Annotated in this window: 15 protein-coding genes; 8 read left to right on the plus strand and 7 right to left on the minus strand. The window is 71.7% G+C overall.

Annotated elements, in window-relative coordinates; all coding sequences use genetic code 11:
• Positions 1 to 1,043: 1,043 nt before the first annotated feature.
• Positions 1,044 to 1,250, plus strand: coding sequence for a DUF4287 domain-containing protein (locus Sspor_RS24680; protein ID WP_150257893.1), 207 nt, complete (start codon positions 1,044 to 1,046; stop codon positions 1,248 to 1,250).
• Between the two features lie 21 nt (positions 1,251 to 1,271).
• Here Sspor_RS24680 and Sspor_RS24685 read toward each other — a convergent pair whose 3' ends face one another.
• Positions 1,272 to 2,489, minus strand: a complete 1,218-nt coding sequence (locus tag Sspor_RS24685; RefSeq protein WP_237404007.1) for a thiolase C-terminal domain-containing protein — start codon at positions 2,487 to 2,489, stop codon at positions 1,272 to 1,274.
• Between the two features lie 131 nt (positions 2,490 to 2,620).
• Here Sspor_RS24685 and Sspor_RS24690 point away from each other — a divergent pair, with 131 nt between their 5' ends.
• Positions 2,621 to 3,919, plus strand: coding sequence for an acyl-CoA dehydrogenase family protein (locus tag Sspor_RS24690; RefSeq protein ID WP_202201072.1), 1,299 nt, complete (start codon positions 2,621 to 2,623; stop codon positions 3,917 to 3,919).
• Positions 3,919 to 4,401 (plus strand): nitroreductase family deazaflavin-dependent oxidoreductase, encoded by a 483-nt coding sequence (locus Sspor_RS24695; protein WP_202201073.1) that lies wholly within the window; start codon positions 3,919 to 3,921, stop codon positions 4,399 to 4,401. Before Sspor_RS24690 ends, Sspor_RS24695 begins: the two co-directional genes overlap by 1 nt.
• Positions 4,402 to 4,463: 62 nt before the next feature.
• Here Sspor_RS24695 and Sspor_RS24700 read toward each other — a convergent pair whose 3' ends face one another.
• Positions 4,464 to 5,111 (minus strand): TetR family transcriptional regulator, encoded by a 648-nt coding sequence (locus Sspor_RS24700; protein WP_030013555.1) that lies wholly within the window; start codon positions 5,109 to 5,111, stop codon positions 4,464 to 4,466.
• Between the two features lie 307 nt (positions 5,112 to 5,418).
• On the opposite strand from Sspor_RS24700, the gene Sspor_RS24705 reads away from it, so the two are divergent.
• The 3 genes from Sspor_RS24705 to Sspor_RS24715 all read left to right on the plus strand — a co-directional run bounded on the left by Sspor_RS24705 (position 5,419) and on the right by Sspor_RS24715 (position 9,420).
• Positions 5,419 to 6,213, plus strand: coding sequence for a VOC family protein (locus tag Sspor_RS24705; RefSeq protein WP_202201074.1), 795 nt, complete (start codon positions 5,419 to 5,421; stop codon positions 6,211 to 6,213).
• A gap of 226 nt (positions 6,214 to 6,439) precedes the next feature.
• Entirely contained in the window at positions 6,440 to 8,854 is a 2,415-nt protein-coding gene (afsK, locus tag Sspor_RS24710) for a protein serine/threonine kinase AfsK (RefSeq protein ID WP_202201075.1), read from the plus strand.
• 68 nt (positions 8,855 to 8,922) lie between these two features.
• Positions 8,923 to 9,420 carry a peptidylprolyl isomerase gene (locus Sspor_RS24715; RefSeq protein ID WP_030009707.1) on the plus strand — a complete coding sequence of 166 codons (498 nt, stop codon included), beginning with the start codon at positions 8,923 to 8,925 and terminating at the stop codon, positions 9,418 to 9,420.
• A 105-nt stretch (positions 9,421 to 9,525) separates the two neighbouring features.
• Here the strand turns inward: Sspor_RS24715 and Sspor_RS24720 are convergent, their stop codons facing one another.
• A complete protein-coding gene (locus Sspor_RS24720; RefSeq protein ID WP_202201076.1) occupies positions 9,526 to 9,897 on the minus strand; it encodes a DUF6193 family natural product biosynthesis protein in 372 nt (123 codons plus the stop codon).
• 9 nt (positions 9,898 to 9,906) lie between these two features.
• Positions 9,907 to 14,760, minus strand: a complete 4,854-nt coding sequence (locus tag Sspor_RS24725) for an RHS repeat-associated core domain-containing protein (RefSeq protein ID WP_237404008.1) — start codon at positions 14,758 to 14,760, stop codon at positions 9,907 to 9,909.
• Positions 14,761 to 15,050: 290 nt separating this feature from the next.
• On the opposite strand from Sspor_RS24725, the gene Sspor_RS24730 reads away from it, so the two are divergent.
• Positions 15,051 to 15,665 carry a hypothetical protein gene (locus Sspor_RS24730; protein WP_202201077.1) on the plus strand — a complete coding sequence of 205 codons (615 nt, stop codon included), beginning with the start codon at positions 15,051 to 15,053 and terminating at the stop codon, positions 15,663 to 15,665.
• 9 nt (positions 15,666 to 15,674) lie between these two features.
• On the opposite strand, the gene Sspor_RS24735 is transcribed toward Sspor_RS24730, so the two are convergent.
• The 3 genes from Sspor_RS24735 to Sspor_RS24745 are packed head-to-tail and all read right to left on the minus strand — an operon-like array spanning position 15,675 to position 18,059.
• Complete coding sequence (locus Sspor_RS24735) at positions 15,675 to 16,451, minus strand: enoyl-CoA hydratase/isomerase family protein (protein WP_202201078.1); 777 nt, start codon at positions 16,449 to 16,451, stop codon at positions 15,675 to 15,677.
• Positions 16,448 to 16,903: a Zn-ribbon domain-containing OB-fold protein gene (locus tag Sspor_RS24740; RefSeq protein ID WP_202201079.1), complete on the minus strand. Its 456-nt coding sequence runs from the start codon at positions 16,901 to 16,903 to the stop codon at positions 16,448 to 16,450. The genes Sspor_RS24735 and Sspor_RS24740 overlap by 4 nt, the downstream gene beginning before the upstream one ends.
• Positions 16,904 to 16,907: 4 nt before the next feature.
• Entirely contained in the window at positions 16,908 to 18,059 is a 1,152-nt protein-coding gene (locus Sspor_RS24745) for a lipid-transfer protein (protein ID WP_202201080.1), read from the minus strand.
• Positions 18,060 to 18,153: 94 nt separating this feature from the next.
• On the opposite strand from Sspor_RS24745, the gene Sspor_RS24750 reads away from it, so the two are divergent.
• Positions 18,154 to 19,812, plus strand: coding sequence for a FadD3 family acyl-CoA ligase (locus Sspor_RS24750; RefSeq protein ID WP_202201081.1), 1,659 nt, complete (start codon positions 18,154 to 18,156; stop codon positions 19,810 to 19,812).
• Positions 19,813 to 19,814 lie beyond the last annotated feature (2 nt).

A 19,814-nucleotide genomic window follows, 5' to 3' on the forward strand; every position in this document is an offset into this window, starting at 1 on the left:
TGACGGCGGCCGACGGTCGGCGCGCGCCCAGGTGCGTTGAGGGTCCTCTTTGACTGCGTCTGGCCGTCGTCCGGGGCGAAAAGGGCGTGGGACTGCGGCTATTTCGTCGTGGATGCAGGTCAGCGCACATGGGTGGCCCAGAAGGCCGCTAATTTGCCCCAATTGCCCCTGTTTGGGGGTTGGTTTGTGGTGTCGTGGTCTCGCTGACCCGGTTCCACGACGGAATACCGGAGCTGTCAGCCGTGAGTCCCTCTCGACGGCTCTCATCAGCCCCTAACTGCCCGCCGGACGCAGTCTGGGAGAAGCAAATGGGTGGTGGGCGGCTTGCGTCCAGGCCCGGCCGGTCGTCGGACGCAGGTCGTGCGTCGGATCGAGGTCGTGGGCGGCTTGTGGCGGGCCCCGGACGGTCGTCGGTCGCAGGTCGAGTGCCGGATCGAGGCTGTGGGCGGCCTATGTCCGGCCCACGACGGGCTGGAGACGCTGAGAGATGGGGAGCGCGTAGCGATGTGGGGCGCTTCCCCCGACCCGGCAGGCTGCTGTCATGGGCCCCGCCTGTCGGGTGTGCCCGCCCCCGTCCGGGCAGGGGGTCTCTGGCCGCCCCGTCCTGATCCTTGAGTGCCCGGCTCGTTCTTTTGGGGGCTTCTCGGCAGTCTTCGGATTTCCGGGGCGGGTCGGTCGGTCAAGGGTGGCCGAAGGCCATCGCGTAGCGACGCGACGAAGGAGCGCCCTTGAGGGGCCGGCCCGACACGGAGAGACGATGAGACTGACGGGAAACCCCCATACGCGTCACTGACCACCGCCCGGGCGGCTCCCGCCTGCCGGAGCTGCCGCCCGGTCTGCCGGTTCGGGGCGCTTGGCTTTCGTCGTCCGGGGCGGGTGCCGCGCTGTCCGGGCCTGGCTCCCGCGTGCCGGGGCTGCCGCCCGGCTTCCGTGGGCTCGGTCTTGGCCGCGAAGAAATACGCCGTCTCACCGATGAGTTGCCCGCGCGGCGGGAGTCATCATTACGACACGCACCGCACGCCGCCATTCTGAGGAGATCCGTCATGGCCGAGACGGCCAAGGGCCCCGCCAGCTATTTCCCCTCGATCGAGAAGAAGTACGGACGTCCGATCGGGGAGTGGCAGGACCTCATCCGGTCCTCGCCGCTGACCAAGCACATGGAGCTCGTGTCCTGGCTCAAGACCGAGCACGGGCTCGGGCACGGTCACGCCAACGCGCTCGTGGCGCACACCCTCGCCGAGGGGAAGTAGGCCGCCCCCGGGCGGGGGCGCTCACCCCCGCCCCAGCAGGACCGTTCCCGACGAGCAGAACCAGCCGCCCGTGCCCGAGGCCAGGGCCACCTCCGGGAGGCGGCCGCCGGGTTTGGTGACCTGGCCGGCCCCCGCCTCGCCGCGGAGCTGGCGGACCGCCTCGACCAGGAGGAACAGGCCGCGCATGCCCGGGTGGCAGGCTGAGAGGCCGCCGCCGTCGGTGTTGACGGGGAGTTCCCCGTCGCGCAGCAGGCGCCCCTTCTCCACGAACGCCCCGCCCTCGCCCTTCGCGCAGAAGCCGAGGTCCTCCAGGGTCACCAGGGTCATGTAGGTGAAGGCGTCGTAGATCTCCGCGAGGTCCACGTCCGCCGGGGTGAGGCCGGCCCGCTCGAAGGCGATGCGGCCCGAGACGGCCGCCGGGGACACCGTGAAGTCCTCCCACTCCGACATGGTGGTGTGGGAGACGGAGGTGCCCGCCCCCAGGATCCAGACGGGGGCCTTCGCGGTGTCGGGTACGTAGTCCTCCGCGGCCAGGAGTACCGCGCAGCCGCCGTCCGAGCGGATGCAGCAGTGCAGCTTCGTGAACGGGTCCGCGATCATGTCGGAGGAGAGGACCTCGTCCACCGTGAGCGGGTCGCGGAACATCGCGTCCGGGTTCGTGGCCGCGTTCGCCCGGGCCTGTACGGCGACGGAGGCGAGCTGCTCCAGCGTCGTCCCGTACTCGTGCATGTGGCGGCGGGCGGCCATGGCGTACTTGGAGATCAGCGTGTGGCCGTACGGGACCTCGAACTGCAGCGGTCCCCGCGCTCCGAAGGAGAGGTTGGACGTGCGGCGCCGCGCCTTGATGTCCGCGCGGGCCGTGGAGCCGTAGACCAGGAGCACGGCGTTGGCGTGCCCGGCGGCGATCGCGTCCGCCGCGTGGGCGGCCATGACCTCCCAGGTTGAGCCGCCGACCGAGGTGGAGTCGACCCAGGTGGGGCGCAGGCCCAGGTACTCGGCCACCTCGACCGGTGCGAGCGTGCCGAGGCCGGCCGAGGCGAAGCCGTCGATGACGGAGCGGTCGAGGCCGGAGTCGGCCAGGGCCCGCCGGGCGGCCTGCGCGTGCAGGGCGTAGGGGGTGGGGCCGTCGACCCGTCCGCAGTCCGAGAGGGCGACGCCGACCACGGCGACCCTCCGGCGGGCGCGGGGTGCGGGTCCGGACGTGAGTCCAGGTGTGGGTCCAGATGTGGGTCCAGGCATGAGGGGACGGTATATCTGACGAAGTGTCAGACGCTAGACCCCGCCGCGCAACCCGCCCCCGCCGCCCCCTGTGCTTCTGTCCCCGCCGGGCCTAACATGACGGCCCGTCAGATACGGGGAGGAGCCCGACGATGGATGCCGCCTTCACCGCGGAGCAGGACGAGATACGCCGTACCCTGCGCGAGATCCTGGGCAAACGCTGCGGCCCCGACGAGGTCAAGGCCGCAGTCCGCACCGCTGCCGGACACGACCGCGAGCTGTGGCAGCAGCTCTCCCGGCAGCTCGGGCTGCCGGGCATCGCCGTCGCCGAGGAGTACGGCGGCGTCGGCTGCGCCCCCGCCGACCTGGCGCTGGCCTGCGAGGAGACCGGGCGGGTGCTGCTGCCCTCGCCGCTGCTGGCCACCGCCGCGCTGTGCGTGCCGCTGGTCACCGCCCTCGGTACCGCCGCCCAGCGCTCCGCGCTGCTCCCGCCGCTGGCGACGGGCGGGCTGACCGCCGCCCTCGCCGTCAGCGGCCCGGCGCTGGCCACCGCCCTTGCGCTGACCGGCGAGGACGCCTCCGGGCAGTGGTCCGGTGGTGGCCGCGCGGGCGGGGTCCAGGCCCGGGCCGTCGCGGCCGACGCCGCCGGGGGCGGCTGGCGGCTGTACGGGGAGGCCGCCCAGGTGCTCGACGGGCACAGCGCCGGCCTGCTGCTGGTCGCGGCCCACACCGGCGGCTTCGCGCGCAGCCGTACGCTGCTGTTCCTCGTACGGGAGGACGCGCCGGGGCTCGTACGGTCCCGGCAGGCCGTCCTGGACGAGACCCGCCCGCAGGCCAGGATCGAACTGCGGGACGTCCCGGCAGAGTTGCTCGGCGGCGAAGGGGCCGATGTGCTCGGCGCGCTCGCCGCCACCGGGCGCACCGCCTCCGCCGTACTGGCCGCCGAGGCGGTCGGCGCGGCCGGTCAGGCGCTGGCCCGCACGGTGGAGTACGTACGCGGGCGCGAGCAGTTCGGCCGGGCGATCGGCTCCTTCCAGGCGGTCAAGCACCGCCTCGCCGACCTGTACGTGCAGGTGCAGGCGGCCCGCTCGGCGGCCTACTACGCGGCCTGGGACCCGGACCAGGGCGGCCTCGCCCTCGCGCAGTGCCTGGAGGCCCTGCGGATGACCGCGGGGGAGGCGATCCAGCTGCACGGCGGCATCGGCTTCACCTGGGAGCACGACGCGCACCTCTACTTCAAGCGGGCGGCGGCCGACGAGCTGCTGTTCGGCCCGGTCCACCGGCTCCGGGCGCACGCCGCCAACCGCGCGGGCCTGTTCGCGGACCCGGCGGCGGCCATGGGGCCCCTTCCGGCGCCGGCCGCGCGGGAGGCCTCCGCGCCGCCCGCGTCGCCGTCCACGTCTGCGCCCCCGCCCGCGTCCCCGCCCGCACAAGAGAAGGTGGCCGTCTGATGGCTCGCGTGGCTCCCGGCGTCAAGCTGATGCAGAAGGTCTCCTCGACCATGCTGTTCGCCAAGATCGCACCGCACTTCATCCCCGCCATGGACAAGGCCGTGCACAGGCTGACCCGCGGCAAGGTCATCCTCAGTGCCCAGATGCTGCCGGGCGTGATCCTCACGGCCAAGGGCGCCAGGACCGGTGAGCCGCGCACGACCCCGCTCGCCTGCATGCCGGAGGACGGCGCGACGACGTGGATCCTGATCGGCTCCAACTTCGGCCGGCCCGGGCACCCGGCATGGACCGGGAACCTGCTCAAGCACCCGGACGCGGACGTGAGTTGGCAAGGCCGGGACATCCCCGTCCGGGCCCGGCTGCTGGCGGGTGAGGAACGCGCGGAGGCGTGGCAGGCGGTGCTGAGGTTCTGGCCGCCGTATGCGGCGTACCAGGCGCGCATCGAGCGCGAGATCCGGTTGTTCCGCCTGGAGCGTCGCTGATCGCAGGCGGAGGCGATCGGGCGTGGTCGGCGGGCCCCTGGAGGGCGTCCGGGGGTCCGCCGCTACTTCGTGGGCTTCTTGCCCGTGATGCCGAGGTGGACGAGCAGTGCCAGGTTCGGCTTGAGCTCGGCCTGCTTGACGCCCCAGGTCTGGAAGCCCTTCTGGTGCGAGGCGACCGCGGCCAGCATCGCGACCAGTGAACCGGCCATCGCCGCGGGGCTGATGTCCTTGTCGACCTTGCCCTTGGCCTGGAGCTCCTTCATCGATTCCGTGAGGGAGTTGGTGACCGAGTTCAGGATCTTCATGCGGATCTTGTAGAAGCGCTTGTCGCCCTCGGCCGCGCCGAGGTCGACGACCCGCAGGATCGCGTCGTTGCGGCGCCAGAATTCCAGGAAGCCCTCGACGAGTTCCTCGGCGGCGGCCCACCCTGACTTGCCGACCCAGGTCCGACCCTCGACGAGCGACGTCAACTGCGCGCCCTCGGTCGCCATTTGTTCGGCGATCTCCAGGACGGCGCCCTCGACGTCCGGGAAGTACTGGTAGAAGGTCGCGGGGGAGGTACCGGCCTTGCGGGCGACGTCGATCACTTTGACGTCGCGGTACGGCGAGGAGCTGAGCATCTCGCTGAGGCAGTCGAGCAGCTTCTGCCGCGTCGCCTGGCCGCGCCGGCCGGCGACACGCCCGTCGACGGTGCGTACTTGTCCTGTCATGCCGTCAGCTTACCGAGGGGTGATCGGCGCGCTATTCGGCCGCCTGCAAATGGGGTTACGGGGTCGCTGGCCTGGGCGGAAGACGGTCGCGGGCCGCGGCGCAGGCGCATTTCGGCCGGGAAACGGGTCCCGCGCGCCCCCGGCCGGGCCGCGCGGCGCGCCGGCCGCCGGCCCGGGCGTGTCGCCCGGTTCCACGGGATTTCCCCCGAATAGTCTTATCAACAGGCTGTGGACAAGTTTTCGGGCGGATCATGGCTGAGAGGGTTGGGAGGGTACACACCCCCGCACAACGGAAGGAAACGGGCCCATGGCCGCATTCGCGGAAGGCGCACCCTGCTGGGTGGACGCCTCGCTTCCGGACGTCGAGGCGGGCAAGCGCTTCTACGGTGAGCTCTTCGGGTGGACCTTCGCCGAAGGCGCGGGCGCCGAGTACGGCCACTACACCCAGGCCTACAGCCGCGGCCGCAACGTCGCCGCCCTCGCTCCCAAGCCCGACGGCCGCATGCCCACCGTCTGGGGGATCTACCTCTACACCACCGACGCCTACGCCTGCGCGCAGCGCATCCGCGCCGCCGGCGGCCAGATGGTGATGGACCCGATGCCGGTCGGCCCGTACGGCACCGCGGCGATGGCCGCCGACCCCGGCGGCGCCGTCTTCGGCCTGTGGCAGCCCGGCACCCACCACGGCTTCGACGCCCAGCAGGAGCCGTACACGTACTGCTGGAGCGAGGTCTACACCCGGGCCCGCGACGCCGTCGACGTCTTCTACGCCAAGGTCTTCGGCTACGTCCCGCAGGACCAGGACGACGCCGGCGTCGAGTACCGCATCTGGTCCCCGCCCGGAACCGCGCCCGGCACGGACACCGCCGTCCTCGGCCGCAGCCTGATCACCGAAGCCTTCCCCGAAGCCATGCCCGCGCACTTCCTCGCCTACTTCGCCGTACCGGACTGCGACCAGTCGGTCGCCATGGTGCAGCGGCTCGGCGGCCGGGTCACCGCCGACCCCTTCGACACCCCCTACGGGAGGATCGCGGTCGTCGCCGACAACCAGGGGGCGGTCTTCGGGCTGCTCTCGGAACCCCGGACCAAGCCGGCCGCGTAACCCCGCCCACCAGGCCGGGAAGCCCGCGCCGCCGCCCTCCCGGGAAGATCGCCGAGCAGATCACACCGCCCTGCTCGACGTGCCGGGGCCGGACCGGGTCCGGGCCTGACAGAATCGGGGTTGCTCGACCCGGGCGGCGCCCGGAGTGAGACGCTGCACGGGGCAGGGCCCCGTGCCGGTGGAAGCGGGCCCGCTGAGTGGCCCGTACGGGGAGGTGTGGAGGCGAGTGGTGGAGCAGCTGACGCAGCACGACCCGAGACGGATCGGCCCCTTCGAGGTGCTGGGACGGCTCGGCGCCGGCGGCATGGGGCTGGTCTATCTCGCGCGGTCCGCGTCCGGACGGCGGGTCGCGATCAAGACGGTGCGCACCGAGCTCGCCGAGGACCAGCTCTTCCGGGTCCGCTTCACGCGTGAGGTGGAGGCGGCCCGTGCCGTGTCCGGCTTCTACACGGCGGCCGTGGTCGACGCGGACCCGCGGGCCGCCGTGCCGTGGCTGGCCACCGCGTACGTCCCGGCGCCCTCCCTGGAGGAGATCGTCAACGAGTGCGGGCCGATGCCCGCCCAGGCCGTACGGTGGCTCGCGGCCGGCATCGCCGAGGCCCTGCAGTCCATCCACGGCGCCGGCCTGGTCCACCGCGACCTGAAGCCGTCCAACGTGCTCGTCGTCGAGGACGGCCCGCGCGTGATCGACTTCGGCATCGCGAGCGGGGTCTCCAACACCCGGCTGACCATGACGAACGTCGCCGTCGGCACCCCCGCCTACATGTCGCCCGAGCAGGCCAAGGACTCGCGCAGCGTCAAGGGCGCCAGCGATGTCTTCTCGCTCGGCTCCACCCTCGTCTTCGCCGCCACCGGGCACCCGCCGTACCACGGGGCGAACCCGGTGGAGACGGTCTTCATGCTGCTGCGTGAGGGCCCCAACCTGGAGGGGCTGCCCGCCGAGCTGCGGCCGCTGATCGACTCCTGCATGCAGATGGACGCCACGCTGCGGCCCACCCCCGCCGACCTGCAGGCGCAGCTCGCGCCGCACCTGTTCGACGGCGGCGACGACAGCGGTACGGCCTCGGCGTGGCTGCCCGCCCGGGCCGTCGCGATGATCGAGGCCCGGCGCGCGGGGCACCGTACGCCGCCCGTGCCCGTCCCCGCGGTGCCGGCGCCCGGCTCGGGCTCCGGGGGCCGCGGGTCGGGCTCCGAGGCCGCCACGCACCGCCGCCCGCGCGGGGCCGACTCGTGGGTGGACCCGCGTACCGGCCAGGCCGTCCCGCAGCGCCCGCACCACCCGCCGATGTCCCCGGTGCCCTCGGGTGAGCCGGTGCGCCTGGGCGGGTCGCCGGTGCCGATCGGGCCCGGGCCGCGTGCGAGCACCTCGGCGCCGGCCGCGCACGCCTCGTCCTCCGCCCCGGACTCGGCGACCGGCTGGATCCGCCCGCCGGGCGGGTCGGTGGCCGCCCCGTCGGCGGTGCAGCCCGTACCGGGCTCCGTACCGGGCCCCGGCCCGGCCCCGGACAGCGGCCGCTGGCGGCCGTGGCGCTTCCGCATGTCCAACGAGGTCTGGGGCACTCCGACCGTCGCCGGGAACCTGCTCTACGTGACCTCCTTCGAGGTCCACGCGCTGGACGTGGCGAGCGGCCGCCGCCAGTTCAAGACCCGCGACGTCGCCTGGTCCATGGCGGTCGCCGACGGCCGGATCCACGCGTCCGACGGCCCCTCCCTCTACGCGCTCGACGCCGGGGACGGCTCCGAGCGGTGGCGGCTGTCCACCGACGCCTGGGTGTACGCGCTGCGCGCCGAGCGCGGCACGGTCGGCACCGCCACGCGCGGCGGCGGCGTACAGGGCCGGGAGGCCTCCAACGGCCACAAGCTGTGGGAGCTGACCGGCGCGCAGAGCGACTTCGAGACCCCGGAGGCGGCCCCCGTCCTCCACGACGGCACGGTGTACGTGTGGCAGGACGCGCGGCTGCGCGCCCTGGACGCGCGCACCGGCCGCGAGTCCTGGTCCTATCCGATCGGTGACGCGGCCTCCTGCGGGAACGTACCCGTCCGGGTCACTCCGGCCCCGGACGGCAACGTCTACGTCGCGGCCGGCACCCGGGTCATCTCGGTGGACCGGGCCTCGGGCCGGGTCCGCTGGCACTTCGAGGCCCCCGCGGTCTTCCTGGCGCCCCCGGCCTTCGCGCCGGGCGCGGCCGTCACCGGCGGCGGGGTGTACCTCGTGGACTACCTGGGCACGGTCTACGCCCTCGACGCGGCCACCGGCCAGGACCGCTGGCGGATCGCGACGGAGGCACGGCAGTCCGCGGACCCGGTGGTGGTCGTGAGCGGCAACGTCCACCTGGGCGCGGGCAGCGCCCTGTACACGCTCGACGCGGTCACCGGCACCCCGAAGTGGCGGTTCGCGGCGGGCGGCGAGATCACCGGCCTGCCGGCGGTGGCGGACGGCCGGGTGCACTTCGGTTCGGCCGACCACTGCCTGTACACGCTGGACGCGGCGGGCGGCCAGCTGCGCTGGAAGCTGGCCACGGGCGGTGAGATCACGGGTGCCCCGGTGGCGGAGGCGGGCGTGGTCTACGCGTGCAGCAAGGACCGCTGCGTGTACGCCCTGGACGCGGCGAAGGGCACGGGCACCCGTACGAGCGGTTGACCTGCGCGGAGGCGGGGCTGCGGCCCCGCCGGGTAGCGCACCGCACCGGGAGTGACAGGATGGACCCCATGAGCAACGTCTACTTCGACATCACCATCAACGGCGCCCCCGCCGGCCGCATCGTCTTCAACCTCTTCGACGAGGTCGTCCCGAAGACCGCGCAGAACTTCCGGGAGCTGTGCACCGGCCAGAACGGCTACGGCTACGCCGGCTCGGGCTTCCACCGCGTCATCCCGCAGTTCATGCTGCAGGGCGGTGACTTCACCAACCACAACGGCACCGGCGGCAAGTCCATCTACGGCGAGAAGTTCGAGGACGAGAACTTCAAGCTGAAGCACGACCGCCCGTACCTGCTGTCGATGGCGAACGCCGGCCGCAACACCAACGGCTCGCAGTTCTTCATCACCACCGTCGTCACCTCGTGGCTCGACGGCAAGCACGTCGTCTTCGGCGAGGTCGTCTCGGGCCAGGAGCTCGTGGACCAGATCGAGGCCCTGGGCTCCCAGTCCGGCGCCCCCAAGGGCAAGGTCGAGATCGCGGCCTCCGGCGTCGTCGACGCCGCCTGACCCCACCCCGCCAGCCCGGCCGGTCGGCCCCGCCCCCTCCGGGGGCCGGGGCCGCCGCCATGTCCGGGGGCCGTCAGGCGCCCCGTGCCGTTCGCCGCGGCGGCCTCACAGGTCGTTCGCGGTGCCGTCGATCGCCGGGCCGCAGTCCTCGGGGAGGTGCGCCGCGATCAGGCGGTAGGCCTCCTCCGCCGTCTCCGTCACGCCGAGCAGGGTGCTGTCGGACTGCCTTCGTACGCGGTAGCCGCCGGCGGCCTGCGGGAAGGCGGTACCGATGTCCCGGGTCCACGGGTACCGGATGCACCGGCTGAGGTACAGCACACCGTGGCTGACCGCGGGGAACAGCTCCCGCAGTGCCGGATGGCCGTACGCGGCACGAGGCACGGCGGGATCGATCCGGTCCGGACCGTAGTCCAGGACGGTCTGCCATGAGCGCGCCACGATCTCCGCCGCGGCCGGGGAAACTTCATCGTTCGTCATGCGGTGACATCACTTCTTCTTGTGCAGCGCCGAGAGGTCTGGGGTGATCTCCGGGATATCCGGTTTGGGTACGTGGATCCGCTGGTTCTCCGAGTACCAGTGGATCTCCTCCCAGGGGCGTCCGGGACGCTCGTGGTCCGCATCACCCCAGGCGGCGGCTCCGTCATGCTGGGTGACGGCGAGCGCGACCTGGCTCATCTCCCATGCCGTTCCATCGCCTCGGAGAGGATAGTTGTCCTCGTGCAGGGTGTTGAATTGTGCGCCGTGCCGAGCCGCTGTCTGGAAGGCGTCCACGATGTCTTCGGGCGTATTCCAGTTGCCTACCCGGCCGGAACTGTTCGGCATCCCGTCAAGGGTGATCGACAACGTCGTGCCTCGATCGTTGACCGCGCTCATGACATTGGTCATCCAGACCGGACCGCCTGCCTCCGACGCTGCGTAGGCGGAACCGTTGTACGTGTGGGCCCCAGGATCCCGTGGTCTGGTCGGGTCGTGGTACTCAGGGTCGTTCGGGTCGTTCCGCAGATACCTGGCCAGACTGTTGGACTGGTCATCGGGGGCGACGTTCGGACCCAGCACCACGCTGTGCCGGTGCTCCGTATTCTTGCTGTGCGGGCACATCGCCAGGCCCAGCGGGTCGATCCACGTCGTCGGGTTGTCGACGTACGCGAAGGCGTTGGGCGCCGGGGTCAGACCGAGGGGGTCCGGGGAGACGTACCGGCCGGAAGCCGGGTCGTAGTGGCGGTGCCGGTTGTAGTGGAGCTCCGACTCCGGGTCGAAGTACTGGCCGGGGAAGCGGAGCGGAGTGTAGGCCGTCGCGTCCCGGTTCCAGGTGGTGATGCCCCAGAGCGTGGTGCGCGTGTGCCAGGCCACGTTGCCCTGCTCGTCGACGAGCTCGCGAGGTGTTCCGATCAGATCCGTGGCGATGGCGAAGAAGCGGCTGTCGATCTCCGCCTGGTCCAGCAGGCGGCGTTCCACCTGGGTGACCGGCTTCACGCCGTCGTGGTCCCACGTCAGTGCGACGGTCTCCCGGGAGCCGTGGGTGTGGGTCACCTGCTCGATGAGGGTGTCGCCGTCCCAGGTGAACGTCACTTCCTCGGCGACCGACGACGAATCCGCCGACAGGCGCTGCTTCGCGATGCGCCGGCCCAGCGCGTCGTACAGGTACCGCCAGCGACTGCCGTCCGGGGTGTCGACCGAGACGAGTCGGTCTTCCGCGTCCCAGCCGTAGCGCCAGGTTTCCGGCTTGCGCGAGAGACGGCGCTTCTGCCGCAGGACCACCCGCCCCTGTGCGTCATGTTCGTAGCGGACCGAACCTGCCCCTGTGAGGCGGGTGCCCACGTACGTGCGGGGACCCGCGGCGCTGTCGTCCGTAGGCCATGAGGCCTCGGTCTGGTTCCCGGACGCGTCGTAGGCGTACTGCTCGCTCCAGTTCGCGGCGGTCACACCCGTGACCCGGCCCTCGCGGGTCAGATCGAACCGGCGTCGGCCGGCGAGGTGGTCGTCGACCGTGGTCAGGTGGCCGTCCGGACGGTAGCCGTAGACGCGGTGCTGGACAGTCCGGTCGTCGTCGGCCCGGACCTGCTGGTCCGTCAGGCGCCCCTGGTCGTCGTACGCGTGGGCGATGGTCAGCGTTTCGCCGATGCGGCGAATGGTTTCGCGGCCCGCCTCGTCGAACTCGAAGGTCACCTGGCGGCCCGAGGCGTTGAGCAGGGCGCTGCGATCTCCGGGGAAGGCCCAGGAGCTGACCGCTCCGGTCGGAGTGGTGCGGCGGATCCGGCGGCCGGCCTCGTCATGGGTGTGGGTGAGCTCGCGGCCGTTGCACAGCTCGCGAAGGATCCTCCCCGCACGGTCCCGCACGTACAGCAGCTCCGCGTCGGGGCCGACAGCCCGTTCCAGGCGGCCGGAAGCGTCGTAGGTGAAGCGGGTGAGTACGCCTTCGGCGTCCTTGACCACCACTCGGCCGTCGGAGTCGCGCTCGTATTGGACCGTCTGGCCGATGCCATTGGTGCGGCTGGTCAGCCGACCGATCGCGTCGTGGGTATAGCGCATGACACGGCCGTCGAAGTCCGTCTCGGACGTGAGGCGTCCGGCTGCGTCACGCGTGTAGGTCCAGGACGAGCCGGCAGGATCGGTGACCTGAGTGAGGCGCAGTTCTGTGTCGTACGCGAAGGAGTGGCGAGCTCCCTCCGGTGTGATGCGGGCTGTGACCAGGTCGAAGTGGGTGTACTCGAAGCGGGACTCGCCTCCCGCCGCGTCCACGTGGGTGAGGCAGTTCCCCTCACCGTCGTACGTCCAGGACTGGGTGGATCCGTCGGAGTCGGTACGCCGCGTCGGTTTGCCCTCGACCGTCCACTCCAGCTGTGTGGCGCGGCCGTGAGGATCGGAGATCCGGGTAGGGCGGCCGAAGGCGTCCCGCTCGTACGTTGTGATCACGCCCGACGGACCTCGGACGGCCAGTGGGAGGCCGGCCGCGTCGCAGACCAGGCGGTCCGACGTGTCGTCGGAATGGTCCACGCCGGTCAGGTGGCCCGATGCGTTGTGGGCGAGCCGGGTTGTCGTGCCGTTCGGGCGGGTGAAGAGAGTCGGGTTTCCTCGGTCGTCGTACTCCTGGCGGGACGTCGAGCCGTCGGGGCCGGTGACGGAGGTGAGCTGGTGCTGGTCGTTGTACTCGACCGTGGCCGTGCCGCCGTCCGGGTGGACGATGCGCACGAGGTCGCCTCGCCCGTCATAGGTGTACGTCGTGGTCCGGCCGAGCGGGTCGGTCTGGGCGAGCAGGCGGTCGTACGGGTCCCAGAGCCGACGGACCGTGTGGCCGAGCGGGTCGGTCTCGGCGATGACCTGGAGGTGGTCGTTGAACCGGAAGACAGTGGCCGCGCCCGTGGAGTCGGTGTAGCGGGTGGTTCCGGAAGCGCTGTCGTACTCGAAGGCGGAGGAGAGGAAGCCGTCGGGGCCCGTGGTGCGTACGACCCGGCCGGCAGAGTCGTAGGAATAGCGGAAGGTGGAGTCGTTGCGGTCGGTCCACGACGTGATGCGGGCGTGCTCGTCGTAGGTCAGACGCTGAGCCCGACCGGAGGAGTCGGCGACGGTGGTGAGGTTTCCGGACTCGTCGTAGCCGTACGCCATGACGGTGACGGGCCCGTCCCCGGTACGCAAGTCCATGGCGTTGATCCGCTGGTCGTCCGTGGTGAGCCGGACGGTGTAGCCGCCGCTGTGCGAGACGGTGGTGGGGGCTCCGTCGGTGGCCCGGGCGAAGGCGATGACGTTGTCATTGCGGTCTTCGATCCTGGTCAGCCAGTACGCCGTGGAGGCGCTGTACGGGCTGCCGGTGAAGGACTTCGTCAGCCCGGACCGAGTGTCGGTGACGGTGTAGGTCGTCTCGTCGTCGTACTGACCGCCGTGGGTGAGGGCGAGCCGCGGGCCCTCGAGCGGCAGGACCGGGTCGTCGCCTGCCTGTGGGAACCGGGGGTAGACGAGAAGGGAGCCGTCCTCACGGGCCCAGATCAGGCCGCCGCCGAGCGCGTCGCTCTCCAGTCGCTCATCAAGGGTGGAGGCCCAACTTCGTCCGAACCACTGGCCGTAGCGGTACCCGGACAGGTGCGTGCGCTTGAGGACGAGCGGAAGGGTGCCGGGCAGCGCGAGGTCCGTCTGCGGCAGTGTCATCTCGCCGGTGACGACATCGATGGGGTCGTTCTCGCACCGCTTCTTCTCGAGCGAAATGCCGTTGCGGCGGGGCTCGTCCTTGGCCTTGTGCAACGAGTCGGGCTTCGTGCGGCTGCTCGCGTCCCGGCCGTCGGAACCGCGACCGTCGTTCCCGCCCTTGTTGTTGCCACCGTCCTTCTTCAGACGGTTGAAGTCGTCGTGGAGGGCTTGGTCGTTCTTCTTGTGGTCGGTGGATATCTGCTTGACGGCTCGGGGGAGGGTGGTACCGACATGGTCGCCCATGGCTTTGGTGGCTTTGGTGAGGGCGGCGAGGGCTTTGTCCGCGACGGGGTCGATGGCCTGAGCGATGGAGTCGCGGCCTCTGGTGCGGCCGTGGTGGGACTTGGCCTTGGTCAGCTTCGAGCTGGTCTTGCCGTGGATGCCGGTGCTGACGGCGTTGAGGTGAGTGCCGGCGCGGTCGTGCTCGCTGTGCTCGATGTGCAGGTCGGTCAGGCCGGTGCCTCCCCCGCCGGAGCCGCTGCCTGCGGAGGCGAGGTGGAGGGCTTCCTTGCCGGACTGGACGCCGTCGTTGAATCCGTCCTTTCCGGCGTTCTTGGTCTGGTCGAGGTCGACGCCGTCCTGGAAGCCGAGGGCCATCGAGCCGAGCTGGACGACGAGGTCGGCGGCCATCCCTTCCAGGGCGGCGACGGCCGGTTCGGTCATCGCGGAGACGATGTAGCCGACGGCCTCCTCGACGCACTCCTTGATGAGCCGCTTCACGACTTCCTGGGTCAGACGCATCGCCGCCGCGCCGAACAGGGCGGAGAGGCCGGCGGTGACCGGGATGAGGGAGAGGGCTATACCGGCTTCGGCGGCGAGATAGCCCAACTGGACGAGAGCCGCGTACTTCATGCCCTCGACGGCCCCGGCCGCCATGTCCATCGCTCCGGCGATGGTGCGGGCCGCCTCGGCAATGTCCTTGAAATGCTTGGTCTTTACGGTGTTCCAGTGCTTGTTGAGGGCCTCGATCGACTCGCCCTTGCTCGCCGAGAGCAGGCGCTCGACGTGGTTGTTGGCGAGCTGGCCGTCGTCCAACAGGTCCTCGGCGAACTCGCGGAGCGAGTCGGCCATGGCCCGGTAGGCGTCCTCGTCCACGTTCGGCCAGGCCACACCGATCAGATCCAGCAGTGTGTCCGCCCAGTCAGGCACCGTGACAGCCACGCGCCCACCCCCCCCCGTGGTAGTGAACATTCTCAGACGCTTGTGCGAATTCTTGCATGGCGGTCTGGCAATGCGGCGCAGTGAAAGCCCAGTTGGCCTTGGTGTACAGGGCGAGTGGGATGGTTTCGGCTTTCCTGTTCGGTTTGCTCGGGCTATCAGCGGGGGTTGCGCCGAGGGTCGTTCGCGCAGCCGTTGCCTGTGCCGCGGCGCAGAGTCTTTATGTCCCCCATACGTGGCGCGTCCCGGCTGGTAGCGTGGCCCGCCGTTGTCCACGGGGAGGGGTTCGGGCCATGGTGGCTGGACGTCGTATCAGGTTCACCGCGGTGCTGGTGGGCGTGGTGCTCGCGCTGACCGGGTTCTCGTCGCACGGCGGCAGCAGCGGCGGCAAGAGCAAGAGCAAGAGCAGCAGCGGTGGCGGATGCTCCAGCTCCAAGAGCAAGAAGAAGGGCCACGGCGGCAGCAACAACGGCAACGGCACGGCCTCCGCGTCGCCCTCGGCAAGTCCGAGCGGCGCCCCGGCCACGGCCGTCGTGGTCACCTGCGTCGGCGCCACCCCACCGGTCACCACCGTCAGGTTCACCTCGAACGCGGACCGCAAGGCGACCTTCGCGGTGACCCTGTACCGGGAGGGCGCGAACGGCACCACCGTCGAGTCCACCGAGGTCAAGGCGACCCTGGAGGCCCGTGAGACCCGTACGGTCGAGGTCGCTCTCCAGGAGCCCGCGCGCGCGGCCGAGGTCACCACGTGCCGCCTCGACCGGCCCCGGCAGACGTCCGACAGCTCGACGACGGGCTCGGCCGGGACCACCTCGGGCGGCTCCGGCTCCACGCCCGGGAGCACGCCCGGCTCCACGCCCGGGTCCACCCCGAAGAAGCCCGGCCCGAAGTCCACGCGCAAGCCCTGAGGCCCGCCCTCAGCGCAGCCTGAACTCCGTACCGGGCCGCCGGGAGGCGAACAGCTCCGCCTGCCGTTCCGGCGCCAGGTTCCCCAGCGCGATCAGCGCCGGAGCCTGGGCCAGGGCCTGCTGGAGCGCGGCCTGCTTCGCCGACCACAGGGCCCGTACGGTGCCCTGCACGGCCTCCGTCGGGAAGCCGGCCAGGGCCTGCGCCGCCCGCAGGGCCGCCGGGAGCAGTTCCCCGGGCGCGGTCAGCTCCGAGACGAGCCCGATCTCGTGGGCGCGGCGCGCGGAGAGCCGTTCCGCCGTGCCCATCAGGGACATCCGGGCCGCCTCGCCGAAGGGCATCCGCTGGGCCATGTAGACGGCCTCGTACGCGCTGACCATGCCGTAGGTGGTGTGCGGGTCGAAGAAGGTGGCGGTCTCGGAGGCGATCAGGAACTCCGCCTCGCCCAGCAGGTAGAAGGCCCCGCCGCAGGCCATGCCGTTGACGGCGGCGACGACCGGCTTCCACAGGTCGCCCGCCTTGGGGCCGATGGCGATCAGCGGATCGTCGGCGGAGTAGGGGGAGGCGGGCTGCGGCACGTCGACGCCCCGGTCGATGCCGGTGCAGAAGGCGGCCGTACCGGCGCCGGTCAGCACCACGGCCCGCATCTCCTCGTCGAACCGCAACTCCCGCCACACCGCGCCCAGTTCCGCGGCGGTCTCCAGGTCTACGGCGTTGTGCCGGTGCTCCCGGTCCAGGGTGACGACCGCGACACCGGTCTCCTTGTCCCGTTCCACCCGCACGGTCATGACTTCTCCAGCATCCAGCGGGGCACGGTCATGCCGCCCGTCTCGGTGAAGACCACGTGCACGCGGGCGCCGATCCGCAGCCGGGCCGGGTCCACCGAGTCGAGCGGGGCGTCGGCGGAGGTGACCAGGTTCCCGGCGAGCCGGATGTGGGGGGCGTCGGCGAGCTCCACGAGGATCACGTTGTACGGGGCCTGCGCGGCGTACGCGGGCAGCAGCGGCGGGTGCGGGCGAACGTAGGACCAGATGCGGCCGCGGCCGCTCATACGGCGCCACTCGCTGTCGAAGGACCGGCAGTGCGGGCAGCAGGGCCGGGGCGGGAAGCGCAGCCGGCCGCAGGCGGCGCAGGCCTGGACGCGGAGCTCGCCCCGGGCGGCGTACTCCCAGAAGGGGGCGCCGTCCTCGTCGGGGACCGGGAGGAGGAGTTCGTCGGCGGCTGCGGGCGTGGTGGTCATCGGGTCAGCTCCTCAGCAGGATCGCGGACGTCGGGACTCCCTCGCCCGCCGTCACCAGGCAGGTCGCGGCGTCCGGCACCTGGGCGGTGGAGATGCCGCGCAGCTGCTTGACGCCCTCGTTGATCAGGTTGAAACCGTGTACGTACGCCTCGGACAGGCCGCCGCCCCCGGTGTTGATGGGGAGCCGGCCGCCCCTCTCCAGGGCGCCGCCCTCGGTGAAGGCGGCACCCTCGCCGCGGCCGCAGAAGCCGTAGCCCTCCAGGGAGAGCGGGATCAGGGGGGTGAAGGCGTCGTAGATCTGGGCGACGTCGACGTCCTGGGGCCCGAAGTCGGCCTGCTTCCACAGGTGGCGGGCGGCGGTCCAGGCGGGCCCGGACAGCGGGTCGTCGTTCCAGTAGTTGACCATGCCGTGGTGCTGGGAGGGCAGGCCCTGGGCGACGGAGTGGACGTAGACGGGCTTGTGGCGGCAGTCGCGGGCGCGCTCGGCGGAGACGATCACGCAGGCCAGCGCGCCGTCGGTCTCCAGGCAGTTGTCGAAGAGGCAGAGCGGGTCGCTGATCATGCGGGAGGTCATGTACATCTCGCGGGTCAGCGGGCGCTCGTACATCATCGCTGCCGGGTTCTCGTTGGCGCGGTTGCGGCAGGCCATGGCGACGTTGAACAGGTGGTCGCGGGTGGCGCCGTACTCGTGCATGTAGCGGCGGGCGAGCATGCCGATCTCGTCGGCGGGCCGCAGCAGGCCGAAGGGGCGGGTCCACTGGCCGGGGGTGGGCAGCTGGACGGCGGTGTTCTTCCAGGGGCGGGGGCCCGAGCCGCGTTTGCGGGAGCGCCAGGCGACGCCGACGGTGGCCTGGCCGGTGGCGACGGCGGAGGCGAGGTGGCCGACGGTGGCGCAGGAACCGCCGCCGCCGTAGCCGATCTTGGAGAAGAAGGTGACGTCGCCGGCGCCGATGGCCTTGGCGACCTCGACCTCGTCGGTCTCCTCCATGGTGTAGGAGGCGAAGGCGTCGACCTCGGACGGTTCGATGCCGGCGTCGGCGAGGGCCGCGAGGATGGCCCGGCAGGCCAGCTCCTTCTCGGACTGCGGCAGTTGTTTGGCAAAGGCGGTCTGCCCGATGCCGACTATCGCCGTCGCGTCCTTGAGCGTTGCCGCCATCGCCACCTCCGGGGTGCGCCAGTACTGACAGCCGCGAAGGCTACAGCTAATCTGACGGATAGTCAGCTACTGGGTCTGCGGGAAGGTGGCACGCATGGGCGGCGACGGGCACGGCGACGGGCACGGCGACACGCGCGACGACCGGCACGAGGACGGACGCGGGGATCTGCGCTGGGGCAGCATCGCGCAGCTCGTCCGGTCGGCGGCGGCACGGTACGCGGACCGCGAGGCCGTCGTCGACGGGCGCACCCGGATCAGTTACGCGCAGCTCGGCGAGCGCGTCGAGCGGGCCGCCGCCGCCTGCGTCGCCGCCGGGATCGAACCCGGCGACCGGGTCGCTGTCTGGGCCCCCAACACCCTGGAGTGGATCGTCTCCGCCCTCGGCGCCGTCTCGGCCGGCGCGGCGCTCGTCCCCCTCAACACCCGTTTCAGGGGCACGGAGGCCGCCTACGTCCTGGAGCGGAGCCGGGCCCGGCTGCTCTTCGTCACCGGCACCTTCCTCGGCACCTCCTACGTCGCCTCCCTGCGCCGCGCGGCGGCCGAGGGCCCCGGCGGCGGCCCGCTGCCCGGGCTCCCGCACCTGGAGCAGGTCGTCGTCCTCGCCGACGACGCCCCCGACTCCTTCCGCACCTGGAAGGACTTCCTGGCGGGCGGGGACGGCGTACCGGCCGCGGCGGTCCGCGAGCGCGCCGAGGCCATCCGACCCGAGTCCCCCTCCGACATCATCTTCACCTCCGGCACCACCGGCAGTCCCAAGGGCGCGGTCATCACCCATGGCCAGTCCCTGCGCTGCTACGACGTGTGGAGCGAGCTCGCCGGCCTGCGCGAGGGCGACCGCTACCTGATCGTGAACCCCTTCTTCCACACCTTCGGCTACAAGGCCGGGATCATCGCCTGCCTGATGCGCGGGGCCACGATGGTGCCGCAGCCGGTGTTCAACGTGGACACCGTCCTCGCGAACGTCGCCGCCGAGCGGATCTCCGTACTCCCGGGGCCGCCCACCCTCCACCAGTCGCTCCTGGACCACCCGCAGCGCGACCACCACGACCTGTCCGCCCTGCGCCTGGTCGTCACCGGCGCGGCCGTGGTCCCGCTGCGGCTCGTCGAACGGCTGCGCGGCGAGCTGCACATCGCCACCGTCCTCACGGCGTACGGGCTCTCCGAGGCCAGCGGCATCGTCACCATGTGCCGGCGGGGCGACGCGGCGGAGACCGTCTCCGCCACCTCGGGGCGGGCCATCCCGGACACGGAGGTGGTGATCCTGGACGCGGACGGGCGGCCGCAGCCGGCCGGGCGCGCGGGCGAGATCGCGGTCCGCGGCTACCACGTCATGCAGGGCTATTTCGAGGACCCCGAGGAGACCACCAGGACGATCACCCCCGAGGGCTGGCTGCACACCGGCGACGTGGGGGTCCTGGACGAGGACGGCAACCTTCGGATCACCGACCGGATCAAGGACATGTTCATCGTCGGCGGGTTCAACGCCTACCCCGCCGAGATCGAGCAGCTCCTCGGCCTCCACCCGGACATCGCGGACGTCGCGGTGATCGGCATCCCGGACCCCAGGCTGGGCGAGGTCGGCAAGGCCTACGCGGTCCGCCGCCCCGGCTCCACCGTCACCGCGGACGACCTGATCGCCTGGTCGCGCCGCGAGATGGCCAACTACAAGGTGCCGCGCGCGGTCGAGTTCGTGACGGAACTCCCGCGCAACGCGAGCGGCAAAATCCTCAAACGCGCCCTGCGCACCGGCTGAGG

Origin of the sequence: Streptomyces spororaveus (genome assembly GCF_016755875.1) — a bacterium.
Taxonomy (GTDB): Bacteria; Actinomycetota; Actinomycetes; order Streptomycetales; family Streptomycetaceae; genus Streptomyces; species Streptomyces spororaveus.

What these genes read in the sequence shown, in the direction of transcription:
- Sspor_RS24730 (WP_202201077.1), top strand. Translation starts at nt 15,051, where the DNA reads ATGGTGGCTGGACGTCGTATCAGGTTCACCGCGGTGCTGGTGGGCGTG.
- Sspor_RS24740 (WP_202201079.1), bottom strand. Translation starts at nt 16,903, where the DNA reads ATGACCACCACGCCCGCAGCCGCCGACGAACTCCTCCTCCCGGTCCCC.
- Sspor_RS24690 (WP_202201072.1), top strand. Translation starts at nt 2,621, where the DNA reads ATGGATGCCGCCTTCACCGCGGAGCAGGACGAGATACGCCGTACCCTG.
- Sspor_RS24700 (WP_030013555.1), bottom strand. Translation starts at nt 5,111, where the DNA reads ATGACAGGACAAGTACGCACCGTCGACGGGCGTGTCGCCGGCCGGCGC.
- Sspor_RS24680 (WP_150257893.1), top strand. Translation starts at nt 1,044, where the DNA reads ATGGCCGAGACGGCCAAGGGCCCCGCCAGCTATTTCCCCTCGATCGAG.
- Sspor_RS24720 (WP_202201076.1), bottom strand. Translation starts at nt 9,897, where the DNA reads ATGACGAACGATGAAGTTTCCCCGGCCGCGGCGGAGATCGTGGCGCGC.
- Sspor_RS24745 (WP_202201080.1), bottom strand. Translation starts at nt 18,059, where the DNA reads ATGGCGGCAACGCTCAAGGACGCGACGGCGATAGTCGGCATCGGGCAG.
- Sspor_RS24750 (WP_202201081.1), top strand. Translation starts at nt 18,154, where the DNA reads ATGGGCGGCGACGGGCACGGCGACGGGCACGGCGACACGCGCGACGAC.
- Sspor_RS24715 (WP_030009707.1), top strand. Translation starts at nt 8,923, where the DNA reads ATGAGCAACGTCTACTTCGACATCACCATCAACGGCGCCCCCGCCGGC.
- Sspor_RS24695 (WP_202201073.1), top strand. Translation starts at nt 3,919, where the DNA reads ATGGCTCGCGTGGCTCCCGGCGTCAAGCTGATGCAGAAGGTCTCCTCG.
- Sspor_RS24705 (WP_202201074.1), top strand. Translation starts at nt 5,419, where the DNA reads ATGGCCGCATTCGCGGAAGGCGCACCCTGCTGGGTGGACGCCTCGCTT.
- Sspor_RS24685 (WP_237404007.1), bottom strand. Translation starts at nt 2,489, where the DNA reads ATGCCTGGACCCACATCTGGACCCACACCTGGACTCACGTCCGGACCC.
- Sspor_RS24735 (WP_202201078.1), bottom strand. Translation starts at nt 16,451, where the DNA reads ATGACCGTGCGGGTGGAACGGGACAAGGAGACCGGTGTCGCGGTCGTC.